The organism is Collinsella aerofaciens, from assembly GCF_015553355.1.
Taxonomy (GTDB): domain Bacteria; phylum Actinomycetota; class Coriobacteriia; order Coriobacteriales; family Coriobacteriaceae; genus Collinsella; species Collinsella aerofaciens_V.
Map to the genome: position 1 here is coordinate 1 of NZ_JADNGN010000044.1, position 14,467 is coordinate 14,467.

Below are 14,467 nucleotides of genomic sequence, written 5' to 3' on the forward strand. Positions count from 1 at the left end.
GGGGCCTCGGGGGCGTTCGGCTAGCTGCGGGAACGGCCTGTCCGCCTAATGTGTTCGGCTGAGATCGGAAATCAACCAACGCGGTTGAACGGTCGCGTTTGCGCCGTGAACGGTATGGAAACGCCCGGTGAGATGATGCACCGGGCGCTTCCATTCGCAATGTCCTAGATGTCAAAAACGTAGCGAGATCCAACGATCCGCTGACGACCGATGATAAACGGCCGCCGCTGCTCATCAAAAAAGAAGGCTTCCATATAAAACAAGGGTTCGCCAACGGGAACTGCCAACAGTCGAGCGACCTCGGGCGACGCGCACGCGATCTCGAGCGTGCACGGGTCGGTAAACGCGGGCGTGCGGCCCGTCCGGTTGCGCACGAACTCAAAAATGGATTGGTTAGATAGAGGTGCCGTTGATAGATAGGCGTTGTCCTCGTAAACGTATATGTTGTTCTCGAGCATGACAGGGACGCCATCGGCAGTACGCACGCGCTCAACGCAAATCAAGTCAGTTCCAACGGGAACACCAAAGAACTGCGCTTCGGTGGAATCCGCCGGCAGTATCTTTCTCGAAATGACACACGCCCCCGGTTCCATTCCGTTAACGCGGCATGCGTCCGAAAAACTCTGAACGTCATCCTTCTGGCGAATCTTGCGCTTGAGCTTGGGGGCATTGACAAACGTGCCTTTCCCTTGTCGCTTCGTTAGATAGCCCTGCTGGACGAGCTCCTCAATAGCGCGTCGCACGGTAACGCGGCCAACTTTATAGCTCTCAGCCAATTCGAATTCGTTGGGTATCCGCGCGCCTGCCTTGTAGGCGCCGGAGTTGATTTCGTTTTTAATGATATCAATGACCTGTTGGTACAGCGGTATCGCTGCTTTACCGTCAGTTGGCCCTTCAGTCGGTGGCATATACCCTCTCCCAGCACAATTAATTCTAAAACGGGCTTAAGGGCATTCAACAAGCCCTTAAGCCCGCATTAGCTTAAAGTATGCTAGGTGTCGCACCAAAATGTTGGCTATTTACTCATCAGACCCGAAAAACGCGCAACTACCGCGCTCCTAAGAAAGCGTGAGCAGTTCCGGCAGCTGGTCGATAATCTTGTCCGCGGCATCCTGGCTAAAGCCAAAGCGCTCCTCGCGCTTGGCAATGACTGTCAGGCCGGCTCGCTTGCCGGCAGTGATGCCAGGCACCGAATCCTCGACGCAGCAGCAGCGATTCGCGGGCAGCCCCAGCAGGTCCAGCGCATGCAGGTAGATGTCGGGCTCGGGCTTGCTCTCCTTAAACTGCTCGCCGCTCACCACATACTCAAAGGCATCCGACAGCCCGCACGCATTGAGCACTTCCTCGATGCTATCCATGGGAGACGAGCTGGCAAGCGCCACGCGAACGCCGCGGCGCGGCAGCTCTCGAATCGTATCCACGGCGCCTGGGTTAATCAAAGTCTGATAGTCGCGCGGGCGCTCATGCGCCCACTCGTCCCAGCGGGCCAACGCTTCCTCGCCAGTGAAATGCCCCTTACCGGCGCGCTCAAACCAATCGACCAGCATATGCAGGAAGAACTGATGCGAGGTGCCGATTTGCCCATTCAACTCCTCTGGAGTCAGGTTAAGCCCAAGCTCCTTGGCAAACGCGGCAGTCTCGCCCAGATAGTAATACTCGGTATCGACAATGACGCCGTCCATGTCAAAGATAACGGCATCGAACGGAAATGCGGACACGGCACCCTCCCTAACAAAAGGGCGCCTGTAAGCAGGCGCCCGAACCATGCATTATCGGCGATTCTAACCCAGCAGCTTATCCAGCGCCACCGCAATACCGTCTTCGTTGTTATTGGCGGTCACCATCTGGGCTACAGCCTTAACCTCTTCGACGGCGTTACCCATGGCAACACCGGTGCCGGCCCACTCAATCATGGACTTGTCGTTCTGGCCGTCGCCAAACGATACGACCTCACTGGCATCGATGCCGAGCTTGGGCAGGGCACCCTCGAGTGCGCGGGCCTTGTCGATACCGGGCGCCGTGTACTCAAAGTACCAGTCGGCCGTAAACATGCCCGAAAGCGTCTGCTTAAAGGGCGCATACATCTCCTCGTAATGCGCCTGCAGGTAGGCCGGATCGCCCGCCGTCAGCAGCTTGTCCACGGGATAAGCATCAGCGACCTCATGTAGGCTCTCCACCTCGCGAATCTTAAGATCGCACGCGTCGCGCTCATACTTGACGATATTCTTCTGCGAGCCGTCAGGCAGCGTGATCATGCAATGGTACGAGTCCTCGACGTGCAAATCGCGACCGAGCGAAATCATAGGGATCACGTCAAAATTACGCAGGTGATCAATCAGGCGATGCAATTCGTCGGCAGGCATAGCCTGATCGAACAGCACCTCGTCGGTCTGGGCATCGACGACGTGTGCGCCGTTAAAGGCCACCAGCAGACCGTCATGGTTTTGAAGGTCGAGCTCTTGCGCCAAGGCGTGCAGCCCCCATGCGGGACGGCCCGAAGCCAAAATGAGCTTAATGCCCGACTCCTGCGCCGCGAGCAGCTTCTCGCGCGTACGCGGGCTAATCACTTTCTGATCGTTGGTGAGCGTACCGTCGATATCCATCGCGATGGCTTTGATTGCCATATATGCCTCCCTGTCATTGAACAACCTTGTCTGAGCCATCATACAGAACACCCATCGCGACTCCGTTTACAACGGGCAAAAAGTCATATTGTCTCGAACATGAACAGCGTGTGGTCGTGAAGCTTTATCGCTCAGGTCAAATACGTCTGCTAGCGACGCTCATCCGTCGGTGCGCCCTCGACGATCGCGATGCCCGCCGATGCACCTAACGCGCTGGCGCCGGCCTCGATGAATGCGCAGGCCTCTTCGTAATTATGGATACCGCCCGCCGCCTTGATTGCCACGGCATCGCCGAGCACCTCGTGCATCAGCCGCACGTCCTCGAGCTTAGCACCGCCAAAGCTTCTGCCGGTCGATGTCTTAAGGAATCCCGGCTTGGCCTCCAGCGCGATCTCGCATACACGGCGCTTGGCGGCGTCGTCGCCGTCCAGCTTGCACATCTCGACGATTACCTTGTCAGTGATGCCATGCGCGCGACAAAAATCAGCAATGGTAGTCATCTCGCGCTCGATGGCATCAAAATCGCGGTTCTCGATCGACCTCTGATTCAAAACGTAGTCAATCTCGGTAAAGCCACACGCAGCGTATTCCTCAAACCTCGCAAGCTTCTCCTCGAGCGCCATAGTGCCCTGGGGAAAGTCGATAGCGCCGGCAAGGATGATGTCAGAGTCCTCGAGCATGGCGCGGCCCGTCTCGTACTCCTGCAGGTTCGCAAATACGCAGCGAAAGTTGTACTTTAACGCCTTCTCGACATATTGCTCAAACGTGTCCTCGGGGGCATCGATATAGTCGATGTATTTGTTGATGGGTTTGGCAAGCGTCATGCTGGGCCTCCTTGTTCAGGACTGACAACCGATTCGTGGTTTCACGCGAAAAACCACGTTCAATGTACGCCCGGTATGCAAGGACAGCGTCCGCATTCCGACAGGTGGTATGAAATTAGCTTTAAACGTATATTTACAGACAGCGAATGGCACCGCACGCGGATGCCGACAGCAAGACATCCCCCTCCTCAATACACCCTCATGCCCCTTTACTGTTTGCGACCAGAAATGATGAGCTGCACAACGCCGTTAGCGGTCGAATTCGACCTCTGACGACGTCACGCGACTCATCGTATCCGACCGACAACAGAAAGGGGCACGTTCGCATAGCGTGGCGCGTGACGGTTGCAAAACCACCCCATTTGAAACAAAGGCAAAAAAGTACTTGCAAAGACGCGTTCCGACATATAAGTTGATAAAAGACCGCCGTTGCGGTTTTAAGTAGATCGAGCATATGAAGTTTGAGTTTTAGCGTGTAAGAGAAGGAAGATCGGCAAAGTACAACCCCAAACGCAATGACAACTTAATGAGGTAACTGCCACATGTGAGGCACCCAGGGCATTGCTGTCTCGATTTTGAGCACGATGCCTTCCGCCTTGCATGGGTCGTTCCATCCCGCCCCTGCAGCAACTGCCTCACGGGCTCATTGAAAACCGCATAGCACCCCAACGTCAGCACATCACCCACGGCAAGCACATCACTCACGACAACCAACACATCAACAAACAGCACGAACATCAACCGATTGGAGAAGCTATGACAAACCACCACGCTGAAGGCGACGATAAGAAAAGCATTCTGGATGCCCGCATTGAGCGAGCATATGCAAACGAATATGACGCCGCCTTTGCCGCCGCGACCATCAAGAACTACGCGTCACTACCGCTCGCGACGATCTTGGCCGACCACCCTCAACTGCTGAAGCGCTGCACAAAGATCATGGGGGACCCCGACATTCGCAAGCGGACAGACCCCTATGCCCCAAAACGCGACAACGATTCGTACGTTCTTACCGTAGGCTGCCTAGCCCATATGCTTACGGCGCTCGACACGAAACTCAAGCTCGAATGGGAACCCGACGAGCGTCATGAACTCGAAAGCAAGCGGAACACCCTGCGCACCGCACTGTTCCTTCCGTTGGACGGCCTCAAGCGCTGCAACGTCGAGCTCAATACACGGGCGCGGCAAAAGCCCGGGACCACGGGGCAGAAAACTCCAAGACCCCATGCGGCCATCGTCGACCGCAACCGATATAACCGCATGACCGCGCACTTTTCCGCCGAGGGAGCAGCCATAAGGACGCTGATTGACCTGCTGTGCCTCCTGAGCATCAACGAGCTATTTGAGGGCTATCTCGCCCTTGTTCCCGCGACGGCACCCAAGTCGGTAGCAAAGATCATCGAGACCTGCAGACGCCAGTTTGAGCGCCATCGCAATGGCAGCGAGATGAACGCCAGCATCGCGCAGTACTACGCGGCTCATTACAAAAATGACGGATGTGCCCCTGTCGAGCATCAGCTGCGGCTCGCCTACACCACGCCCGCCGCAACGCTCCATCGCTTTGGAGCCCTTGGCGCTTGCGAGCCGCACGAACAGGCAGCCTGCCCCACAACCGAGCTCGATCTCAGGCTCGGACGAACCCTGTAGCCCGCCAGCCCCTCCGCGGGCAACAATCCTATTCCACAACACAACCAACAGAAAGGAGTCCTCATGGACACCAATCATTCCCCCATCATCAGCCCCCTCACCATGCGTGAATCCGCCCGAGGTATCACGCTCACCAGCATTTACGATGAGATGCTCGCCCGTCGCGAGCTCTCCGTCATGGGAAACATCGAAACCCCGATGGCTCACGACCTATGCCAGCAGATCCGCTTGCTCGATGCCACCGACCCCAGCCGTCCCATCACCATATTTGTCGCCAGCGCCGGCGGAAGCGTACGATCGGGTCTTGCGATCTATGACGCCATGCGCCTCGCATCGTGCCCCATCCGCACCGTTTGTCTGGAATTCGCCGCGTCCATGGGTGCCGTGATCTTTATGGGCGGCGACGATCGCCGTATGGCGCCCCATGCAGAGCTCATGATTCACGACCCGCTGATCCCCCAGGGGGCAGGCGGCTCGGCACTTGCGCTGCAGGAAACCAGCCGGCGTCTCATGCAGACCCGCAAGACCCTCACGCAAATCCTCTCGGACCGCAGCGGCCTCACGCCCAAGCGCATCCAGTCCCTCACTGCAAAAGACACCTACCTTTCGGCCGAGCGCGCCGTCGAGCTCGGCTTTGCCCACGAAATCCTCTCGACCACCAAGGAGGTCGCCCATGCCTAACCTCGCCAGCCGCCTCGCCGCATCTGAGTCCGCATCGTCCACCATCCTCGCCAAGGATCGAACGCTTTCCTGCGACACCCGCCAAACGGGACTCAACAACAACGCACTTGTGATCGGCCCCTCGGGAGCCGGCAAGACCCGAAACGTCCTCAAGCCCAACCTGTTGCAAATGAACGCAAGCTACATCGTGCTCGACACCAAAGGTACGCTCTGTCGCGAAGTGGGACCCGTGCTGGCAGCCCACGGCTACCGCGTGCAATGTCTCAACTTCGCCGACCTCAACACCGTCCCGGCCCTTGCGCCCGGCATCGAGCGCTGCGGCTACAACCCCCTGAGGTACATTCGCTGCAAGGCGGACGGCAGGCCCAACCAGCAGGACATCCTCTCGGTGGCAAAGGCCATCTGCCCCATCGAGGACAACAACCAGCCTTTTTGGGATCATGCGGCGGCAAACCTGCTGTCGTGTCTTATCGCCTACGTCACCGAACAGCTGCCCGCCGACGAGCAGACGATCAGCTCGGTCATCAAGCTGATCGAGCACCTGCAGGACGGTGCCACGGGTCGATTGTTTGACGACCTGATCACGACCGACCCCCAAAGCTATGCCCTCTCGCTATGGCGGCGCTACGCCATTACGCAAAATGCCGAGCGCATGCACGCGAGCATCGTCGGCATCCTTGCCGAAAAGGTCATGTGTCTGGGGTTCGACGGTGCGGCACAGCTCTATCGTGAGTGCCATCAGGTGGACTTCGCTTCCATGGGACACACCCCCTGCGCCCTGTTTGTAACCGTGAGCGATATTGACCGCAATCTCGATCCGCTGACCGGCCTCTTTATTTCGCAGGCGTTTATGGGCCTCATTCGTGAGGCCGATAGGCAGCCCGACGGCAGCCTGCCCGTGCCCGTGCGCTTTATGCTCGATGACTTCGCAAATCTGCAGATCCCCCAGATCGACAACGTGCTCTCGATTATCCGAAGCCGCAACATCTGGGCAACGCTGCTGTTGCAGTCGACCAACCAGCTCGATGCGCTCTATGGCGAGGCACGCGCACGCTCCATCATGGGCAACTGCGACACGCATCTGGTGCTGGCGTTCCAGGATCCCGAGAGTGCTCGGGTGTTTTCTGACCGCGCCGACGCGCTGCCCAGCACGCTCATGGCGACGCCGATTGATCGCTCGTGGCTCTTTGTACGCGGTCGCACTCCCGAACAGGTCGAGCGCTTTAGGCTCGAAGACCATCCGCTCTACGGGGAGCTGCCCGAGGCGCAGCGAGGCCATGCGGAGACCGAGATCTAGGCGCAGGGTTCTCGCAGCGCGCGGCGCCCCGGCGATGTTCCGCAAAGGCCGTGCGCCCTGGGACCACGGCAAAGCAAAGGGGCCCGCATCCGATAGGATACGGGCCCCTTTCATCATAAGCCAAGTCAGCCGAAAAACTACTTGCGGTGAGCGCGGTAGAACTCGATGAGCGCCTGGGTCGAAGCGTCCTGCTCGGCCTTGGCGGCGTCGTCGTGGAAGGCCGGGGTAATCTGCTTGGCAAGCTGCTTGCCCAGCTCGACGCCCCACTGATCGTAGGAGTCGATACCCCAGACCGTGCCCTCGACAAACGTAATGTGCTCGTACAGGGCGATGAGCTCGCCGAGCGCGAACGGGGTCAACGTGTCGCCGAAGATCGAGGTCGTCGGACGGTTGCCCTCAAAGCAGCGGGCCGGGACGATCTGCTCGGGCGTGCCCTCGGCGCGCACCTCATCGGCCGTCTTGCCAAAGGCGAGCGCCTTGGTCTGGGCCAGGAAGTTGCCCAGGAACAGCTCGTGGACATCCTGGCCGCTGTCGGTTGCGGGGTTGGCAGTGTTGGCGAAAGCGATAAAGTCGGCCGGGACCACCACGGTGCCCTGGTGCAGCAGCTGGTAGAAGGCGTGCTGACCGTTGGTGCCGGGCTCGCCCCAGAAGATCTCACCGGTATCGGAGGTCACGGCGCTGCCGTCCCAGCGGACATGCTTGCCGTTCGACTCCATGGTGAGCTGCTGCAGGTAGGCCGGGAAACGGTGCAGGTACTGGCAGTACGGCAGCACGGCGTGGCTCTTGGAACCGAAGAAGTTGACGTACCAGACGTTGAGCAGGCCCATCAGCGCGACGGCATTATTCTCGAGCGGCGTGTTGCAGAAGTACTCGTCGATGGCGTGGAAGCCCTCGAGGAACTGCTGGAAGCGCTCGGGGCCGAGCACGACGATCAGCGACAGGCCCACGGCGGAGTCGACGGAGTAGCGGCCGCCGACCCAGTTCCAGAAACCGAAGGCGTTGGCCGGGTCGATACCGAAAGCCTCGACCTTCTCGAGTGCGGTGGAAACGGCGACGAAATGCTTTGCCACGGCCTCGGCGTTCTGCTCATCGGAGCCGTCGATGGCGCCCTGAGCCTTGAGCTGCTCGAGCATCCAGGTCTTGACCTCGCGAGCGTTGGTGAGGGTCTCGAGCGTGGTGAAGGTCTTGGAGACGATGATCACGAGCGTGGTCTCGGGATCCAAGCCCTTGAGCTTCTCGGCCTGGTCGTTGGGGTCGATGTTGGAGATGTAGCGGCAGTCGACACCGGCGTCGGCATAGGGACGCAGAGCCTCGTAAGCCATGACCGGGCCCAGATCGGAGCCGCCGATGCCGATGGACACCAGGTGCTCGATCTTCTTACCGGTTACGCCCTTCCACTCACCGGAGCGCACGCGCTCGGCGAAGGCATACATGCGATCGAGGACCTCGTGCACGTCGGCGACGACGTCCTGGCCGTCGACGATGAGCTGGCCCTTCTCGCTTGCCGGGCGACGAAGCGCGGTGTGCAGGACGGCGCGGTCCTCGGTGGTGTTAATGTGCTCGCCGGAGAACATGGCGTCGCGGCGCTCCTCGAGCTTCACCTCGCGGGCAAGATCGCACAGCAGCTTGACGGTCTCATCGGTCACCAGGTTCTTCGACAGATCGAAGTGCAGGTCGCCGGCGTCAAAGCTCAGCTTGTTCACGCGCTCTGCATCGGCAGCGAACCATGCCTTAAGGTCGATACCCTCGGCCTCGAGCTTCTCCTGATGGGCCTCGAGCGCCTTCCAAGCGGCGGTCGACGTAGCGTCGATAGGTGCGGCAACAGTTGCCATAAAGTCCTCCTCAACATACGGGCGCATACCTCCATGCGCCCGGATAATCAGATGCCCCTATTCTAGCGCAGGTCAAGACCGTAATCAGCGAGCGTTGCCAATCCGCCCCCAAACGGCGACCGACCAAAAAGGGACAGGTTTATTTTGGAATGTCAAACGCTTTACCTACCAAAATTAACCTGTCCCTTCCTGGCAGGTACTAGGCCGCGGCGCACACACTGCCGAGCAGCTCGCGCAGAGGAGACCCAATGCCCTCCAACAGTTCGGGCGCAATGATGGCAAAAACGGGAACCTCGCCGGCACCCACGACGGCAGGCACCTTGCCCTCCGAGACAATACATCCATAAGGGACAAAACCGTCTTCGCCGGCATCGAGCACGGCCATGCGACGCGCGAGTTCGCGCGCAAAGCTCGCCGTATCGGCATCGCCGATCGCCAGGACAAAGTCCACGCCTTCGTCGGTCGCTAGGGCTACGGCCTCATCAACCAAATCGTCTCCCCCGTCGTCCCCGACCAAACCGCAACGAAAGAGCACGCGTTCAAGCAGGGCGCGATCGAGCGAGCCGAGTGCCGCCGAGACGAGCTCATCGCGCGTATGCTTGTCACCGCCCAGCACGACCAGCGCCTTAGTGCCGCCGTAGTGAGCGACCAATCGTCCGCACCAGCGAGCCACGTCCCCATCCGCAACAAGGCGTGTCGGCATACCAAACCCATAATTGACCATCTTTCCCACAACCCTTCCGTGCATGTAGGTGGCACCGATCGTTAGGCTCATGCTACGAAGCGAGGTTTTCCGGGCTGTTTCGCACTCTTTAGGGCTGCGTTAAATACCCGATGTAACCGAACGACCATACCTGCCAAATAGGGACAGGTTTTGACGATGTCCGCGCAAGCCGGTATTATCGAACAGGTATTCGATAAGAACATGTGTTTGATGGGAGGACGCGTGGGGCACGAGCGTCACACCTGTATCTGCATCGACCTTAAAACGTTCTACGCCAGCGTCGAGTGCGTCGACCGCGGGCTCAACCCGTTCACCACCAACCTGGTCGTTGCCGACGAATCGCGCGGACGAACGACCATCTGCCTCGCCATCACGCAGGCTATGAAGGACCTTGGAATACGCAACCGCTGCCGTCTATTCGAGATTCCCGACGGCATCGACTACATCAAGGCCGTTCCGCGCATGCAGCACTATATGGAGGTGTCGGCACAAATCTACGGCATCTATCTGGAATACGTCAGCCCCCAGGACGTGCACGTCTACTCAATCGACGAATGTTTTATCGACGTGACACCCTATCTGGACCTCTATCACACCGATGCGGAAGGCTTCGCCTGCATGTTGCGCGACGAGGTCTTGGCGCGTACCGGCATCACAGCGACGGTCGGCATCGGCCCCAACCTATTCCAGGCCAAGGTTGCACTCGATATCACCGCCAAGCACGTGCCCAGTCGCATCGGCAAACTCGACGACGAGACCTTTCGCAAGGAGATCTGGCCCCATCGCCCCATCACCGACATCTGGGGCATCGGCCCCGGCGTGGCGGCCCGTCTCGAGAAATACGGCGTCTACGACCTGATGGGCGTCGCCGCACTCGACGAGAACCTGCTCTACGACGAGCTCGGCGTCAACGCCGAATATCTCATCGACCACGCCTTTGGGCGCGAGCCGACAACCATCGCCGATATCCAAGCCTATCGCCCGCAAGCAACTTCGACCACCACAGGACAGGTGCTCTCGAAGGGCTATGCCTACGAGCAGGCCTACACCGTCTTGCGCGAGATGGTCGACAACGCCGTGTTGGACTTGATCGATAAGCACGTGGTCTGCGACAGCATCTCGCTCTTTGTGGGCTACGCGAGCGAGCGCGCCGACATACGCAGGCTTGATGCCAGCGGTACTGCACAATATGTGGACGGATGCGGACACCTGCGCTCGAGTACGTCGAGCATCGAACCCACCGCAACCGCCGGCCCCGAGCTCGCGCCCCGTGCTCCCAAGCCCGTCCAGCGCGATGACGAACGGCGCCGCCTGGTGCGCGAAGCGCAGGCAATCGATGGCATCTTTGTGGGAGAGCATGGTGGCAAACCGCGTGGTGGCTATGCCGCGCTCTTTGCGCACTCCAACGCCTCGCGCAAGCTGCCCGAGCGTACCAATTCGTTTAAGAAGATCATGGGCTATTTCGATGAGCTCTGGGCGCAGACTGTCGATCCCAAACGACCGGTCAAGCGCATCAACCTGGGCTTTAGCAATCTTGTGCCCGAGGAATTTGCCACCATCGATCTGTTCAGCGATATCGAGGCCGATGAGCGCGAGCGCGACCTGGCGCGCGCCGTCCTGGCCGTGAAAGGCAAGTACGGCAAGAACGCGCTCGTCAAGGGATTAAGCTTTACCGCCGGCGCCACCGCGCGCGAGCGCAACGATCAAGTTGGAGGACACCGTGCCTAAACCCAAACAACAGCCCATGCGCCCGCCGACCGCCTTCGAGCGCCTGGCGGACCCCGAGGGCAGACGCCGCGCAGCCGACCCCAACCTCACTGCCAACGGTGCCGTGCGCGCCAACCGCGCCGCACAGTTTATGCCCTTTGCCGCCCTCACGGGATACTACGAACTCGTGCGCAAGCAGGAAATCACCGTCGAGCAAAAACGTGAGCTCACGGAAGAAAAAGCCCTCGAGCTTTCGCAAAAGCTCGAGGGCCTCAAACGCGGCGACTTGGTGCGCGTCACCTATTACGATACGTACGGCTATCGTAGCCGCACGGGCATTCTCGACGAAGCGTTACCCGCATTCAAGCTGCTCAAACTCAGGGATATCGCCATCAACTTCGACGATATCCAGGACATTGAGCTACGCGGACGAGCCTAGCGACGAGAACGCTTGCGCAAGACGAGAGCAATGCCAAGCACTGCGGCAGCTGCAACCAGCAATCCCAAGACCAGCGTGAGGGTCGAGTCGCCAGCGCGAGGCAGCGAGCCGTCCTTCGGAGTCTTCTTAGCGGTCGTCGTGACGGTGGTCGTGGTGCTGCTCGACTGGTCGTTGCCACCCGTCTGGCTGCCGCCAGGCTGATCGCCGCCACCCGGCTGCGAAGGATCGGTGGGTTCCGTCGGATCCGGAGTACCGGGATCAACCGGATTCTCCGAATTCTCCTTGCGCTGGATCCAGACCTGGCAACCATAGAACGGGTTGGCGGTACCAAGGCACAGACCCTGGTTGGTCACCGCAAAGGTGCGCAGACCATGGTTATACGGATCGTTAAAGCCATTGGTCGTCAGCGTCGTAAAGTTCACGCCGTCCTCGGTCACATACATATCAAAGCCGCGCTCGGCATCGCGCAGGTAACACATGCACGTAAGGACACTCTGCAACTTCTTGAGGTTCTCCTCGCTCAGCAGCTTATCGAGCGCATCCTGAATATCGCTCGGCAGCTCGGTGCCATAGGCATCCTCGTACTGCTGCTTAAGGCTCTCATAGCTATCGAGCATGTCCTGGTACTGGTCGGCAAAGGACTTGAAGTACGCGATCTCGCCATCGATCTTCTGGACATAAGCGGCGTCGTCCTCAAAGTCCTGGGACATCGTCGCGGCCTGATCGCAAAGACCGCCCGCGGCATCCTCCAGCGCATCGCTCAGATCGCCAAAGCCCTTAGCAACCTCGGTCTTCTCGTCATCGACATCGACGGCCTTGTTTGAATCATCAACCTCAGCAGCTTCGTTCGAATCATCGACCTCGACGGCCTCGTTTGAATCATCGTCCGCAAGCGTGTTCACGGGAACGATGGGGTCGTCAGGCGATTTCTTGTCGAGCAGGTGATTGAGCAGGTCCCTAAGGCGCTGAACCTGAGAGTCCCACTCCTCGGGCGTCATATCGATAATGTCGCCATTGGAGAACTGGCCGATCGGCTCAAGCAGGCTCGCGGTATCAAAGGTACCGATATACAGCTTGCCGTCGAACTTCTGCATGCGCCAAATGTACTGGTTCTCGTTTCGGCCAAAGCCCGAAGTCAGGCCGGAAATACCGCCCTCGGGGAACATGTCGGTGCGATCGCCAACGACGAGCTCCATGTTCTCGTCCTTGTCCATGCGATAGATGTTAACCGACTGCTCAAGATTGGCATTCACAAACGAGCAGTCAACGCCACCCATGCTGCTCTTGCCGCCCTCTTCGGTGTTGGATTTGTTGAACAGGATGCGCTCGAGGGCAATCTCCTCGTCGTTGTATTCACCGATATAGAGGTAGTCGTTGTAGACGATGAGGTTGGCAGCGCCAGAACGGGTACGGGCAGGATCGATGCCAAAGCAGTACTTTGCACCGTCCGTCTTCTGATCGCCGACAATGGGAGTCCACGAATAGCTGCCGTCGGCATTCTTGTCGCCACGGACCATGGCAAACGACTGCATGGAATTATCATCGGGAGCGTTCTCGGGCGTACCGGTGCAGATGGTCGCATAGAGATGGCCATTGTACGAGACCATATCCCAAATGGCGCCGCCGTAGATGCTGTCCTGATAGCGAATCGCCGGATAGCCAAACAGCGTCTCCGAGTTGGCAATCTCGGTGAAGCTGTCCTGGCCCTTCGAGGGGTCAGACGACGTCAGGATTGTCGACACAAAATTACCGTTCGCGTCTTTACCCACATTACTGATGACGAGCTGGCCATCATGGACGCACATGCCGCGGATACCGGTAGAAATGCCCTGCTTGTAGGCAGCACCGTAATCCTGCATGCTCGAAAGGCCCTGATAGACAACTTTGTACTCATCCGTCTTAGGATCGATCTCGTATACAGCAGGCAGGCCGCCTTTGCCGTCATTGGTCCTGACGCTGCCGCAGAAATAGAGCTTACCCTTATAGCTCACGGCATTGCGGAACAAAGGAGCGACGCCGTTGAGCGATTCAGAGAGTAGCAGCTTGGTCTCACCGGTCTTGGTATTGATCTTGACCAAGATGCCGCCGCTGTCCTTGTCGGCCGTGCCGTCCTCCTTCTGCTGTCCATAGAAGAAGGTACCGTTAAACATGGCCTCCAGCGTCAGGCGCATGGTTTCGACATCAAAGGAATCGCCCAGCGTGCTGTTCATGAGCGTCAGCGTGTTGCCCATCGCCGCATAGCAGGTGCCCACATAAAGCCAGTCACCATAGCTCGCAGCCGCCCAAGTGTAGCTCTGGCCGCGATCGCCTTCGTTGTTGGCCGTATTACCATCGGCGCCCGGAACGGCAACGGCACCGTTACCCTGGTAGTCGACGATGCCATCCGGCTGCGACGTTCCTACCGTAGGATGCGAGAGCTTCTCAAAGGAATACCCATTTCCCGCATTGTAGGTAACGGCACCCGATGCGTCTTCGGCGTGCGCCGGCAGCGGCGATACCAAGATAGCGGCAAGCGCTGCCACCAAGCCAAGTGTTCCCACTCGTCTCATAAGGTTATAGCCTCCCCTGTCCTAAAGCCCAGTTTTAGCATTCTTCATTTCTGTCCACGGTTAATTCCTTGATTATCGACTTCATCCGAACACCTCCCACATTCATCCGTACATGTACGGATGAATGTGGGAACCCGATACCC

The 14,467-nt window shown here is 58.9% G+C and carries 12 protein-coding genes; 5 read left to right on the top strand and 7 right to left on the bottom strand.

Translation table 11 applies throughout. From position 1 onward, the window contains the following. Positions 1-164: 164 nt before the first annotated feature. From I2D57_RS09055 to deoC, 4 genes are all read right to left on the bottom strand, one after another. A complete protein-coding gene (locus tag I2D57_RS09055; protein ID WP_117629749.1) occupies positions 165-908 on the bottom strand; it encodes a GntR family transcriptional regulator in 744 nt (247 codons plus the stop codon). A 150-nt stretch (positions 909-1,058) separates the two neighbouring features. Then, positions 1,059-1,718 carry an HAD family hydrolase gene (locus tag I2D57_RS09060; protein ID WP_324249222.1) on the bottom strand — a complete coding sequence of 220 codons (660 nt, stop codon included), beginning with the start codon at positions 1,716-1,718 and terminating at the stop codon, positions 1,059-1,061. A gap of 63 nt (positions 1,719-1,781) precedes the next feature. Continuing rightward, entirely contained in the window at positions 1,782-2,624 is an 843-nt protein-coding gene (locus I2D57_RS09065; protein WP_195362240.1) for a Cof-type HAD-IIB family hydrolase, read from the bottom strand. A 149-nt stretch (positions 2,625-2,773) separates the two neighbouring features. Continuing rightward, complete coding sequence (gene deoC, locus I2D57_RS09070; protein ID WP_117770143.1) at positions 2,774-3,448, bottom strand: deoxyribose-phosphate aldolase; 675 nt, start codon at positions 3,446-3,448, stop codon at positions 2,774-2,776. 756 nt (positions 3,449-4,204) lie between these two features. Between deoC and I2D57_RS09075 the strand changes: the two genes are divergently transcribed. From I2D57_RS09075 to I2D57_RS09085, 3 genes are all read left to right on the top strand, one after another. Next, positions 4,205-5,095 (top strand): hypothetical protein, encoded by an 891-nt coding sequence (locus I2D57_RS09075; protein ID WP_195362241.1) that lies wholly within the window; start codon positions 4,205-4,207, stop codon positions 5,093-5,095. A 63-nt stretch (positions 5,096-5,158) separates the two neighbouring features. Next, positions 5,159-5,776 carry an ATP-dependent Clp protease proteolytic subunit gene (locus tag I2D57_RS09080; RefSeq protein WP_195362242.1) on the top strand — a complete coding sequence of 206 codons (618 nt, stop codon included), beginning with the start codon at positions 5,159-5,161 and terminating at the stop codon, positions 5,774-5,776. Continuing rightward, positions 5,769-7,073 (top strand): VirD4-like conjugal transfer protein, CD1115 family, encoded by a 1,305-nt coding sequence (locus I2D57_RS09085; RefSeq protein WP_195362243.1) that lies wholly within the window; start codon positions 5,769-5,771, stop codon positions 7,071-7,073. Before I2D57_RS09080 ends, I2D57_RS09085 begins: the two co-directional genes overlap by 8 nt. A gap of 137 nt (positions 7,074-7,210) precedes the next feature. On the opposite strand, the gene pgi is transcribed toward I2D57_RS09085, so the two are convergent. Beyond that, positions 7,211-8,905, bottom strand: a complete 1,695-nt coding sequence (pgi, locus tag I2D57_RS09090; RefSeq protein ID WP_195362244.1) for a glucose-6-phosphate isomerase — start codon at positions 8,903-8,905, stop codon at positions 7,211-7,213. A gap of 199 nt (positions 8,906-9,104) precedes the next feature. Then, positions 9,105-9,608 carry an iron-containing alcohol dehydrogenase gene (locus tag I2D57_RS09095; RefSeq protein WP_195362245.1) on the bottom strand — a complete coding sequence of 168 codons (504 nt, stop codon included), beginning with the start codon at positions 9,606-9,608 and terminating at the stop codon, positions 9,105-9,107. 177 nt (positions 9,609-9,785) lie between these two features. Between I2D57_RS09095 and I2D57_RS09100 the strand changes: the two genes are divergently transcribed. Together I2D57_RS09100 and I2D57_RS09105 are read left to right on the top strand one after the other, a co-directional pair. After that, the gene (locus I2D57_RS09100) at positions 9,786-11,357 is read left to right on the top strand and encodes a Y-family DNA polymerase (RefSeq protein ID WP_195362246.1); all 1,572 of its coding nucleotides are present in this window, start codon (positions 9,786-9,788) and stop codon (positions 11,355-11,357) included. Beyond that, the gene (locus I2D57_RS09105) at positions 11,350-11,775 is read left to right on the top strand and encodes a hypothetical protein (RefSeq protein ID WP_227790077.1); all 426 of its coding nucleotides are present in this window, start codon (positions 11,350-11,352) and stop codon (positions 11,773-11,775) included. The genes I2D57_RS09100 and I2D57_RS09105 overlap by 8 nt, the downstream gene beginning before the upstream one ends. On the opposite strand, the gene I2D57_RS09110 is transcribed toward I2D57_RS09105, so the two are convergent. Then, positions 11,772-14,324, bottom strand: a complete 2,553-nt coding sequence (locus I2D57_RS09110) for a hypothetical protein (RefSeq protein WP_195362247.1) — start codon at positions 14,322-14,324, stop codon at positions 11,772-11,774. The genes I2D57_RS09105 and I2D57_RS09110 overlap by 4 nt on opposite strands. Positions 14,325-14,467 lie beyond the last annotated feature (143 nt).

Excerpts from the sequence above, each read along its gene's own strand:
- I2D57_RS09055 (WP_117629749.1), bottom strand. The coding sequence starts at position 908 with ATGCCACCGACTGAAGGGCCAACTGACGGTAAAGCAGCGATACCGCTG.
- I2D57_RS09065 (WP_195362240.1), bottom strand. The coding sequence starts at position 2,624 with ATGGCAATCAAAGCCATCGCGATGGATATCGACGGTACGCTCACCAAC.
- deoC (WP_117770143.1), bottom strand. The coding sequence starts at position 3,448 with ATGACGCTTGCCAAACCCATCAACAAATACATCGACTATATCGATGCC.
- I2D57_RS09075 (WP_195362241.1), top strand. The coding sequence starts at position 4,205 with ATGACAAACCACCACGCTGAAGGCGACGATAAGAAAAGCATTCTGGAT.
- I2D57_RS09080 (WP_195362242.1), top strand. The coding sequence starts at position 5,159 with ATGGACACCAATCATTCCCCCATCATCAGCCCCCTCACCATGCGTGAA.
- I2D57_RS09085 (WP_195362243.1), top strand. The coding sequence starts at position 5,769 with ATGCCTAACCTCGCCAGCCGCCTCGCCGCATCTGAGTCCGCATCGTCC.
- pgi (WP_195362244.1), bottom strand. The coding sequence starts at position 8,905 with ATGGCAACTGTTGCCGCACCTATCGACGCTACGTCGACCGCCGCTTGG.
- I2D57_RS09095 (WP_195362245.1), bottom strand. The coding sequence starts at position 9,608 with ATGCCGACACGCCTTGTTGCGGATGGGGACGTGGCTCGCTGGTGCGGA.
- I2D57_RS09100 (WP_195362246.1), top strand. The coding sequence starts at position 9,786 with ATGTCCGCGCAAGCCGGTATTATCGAACAGGTATTCGATAAGAACATG.
- I2D57_RS09110 (WP_195362247.1), bottom strand. The coding sequence starts at position 14,324 with ATGAGACGAGTGGGAACACTTGGCTTGGTGGCAGCGCTTGCCGCTATC.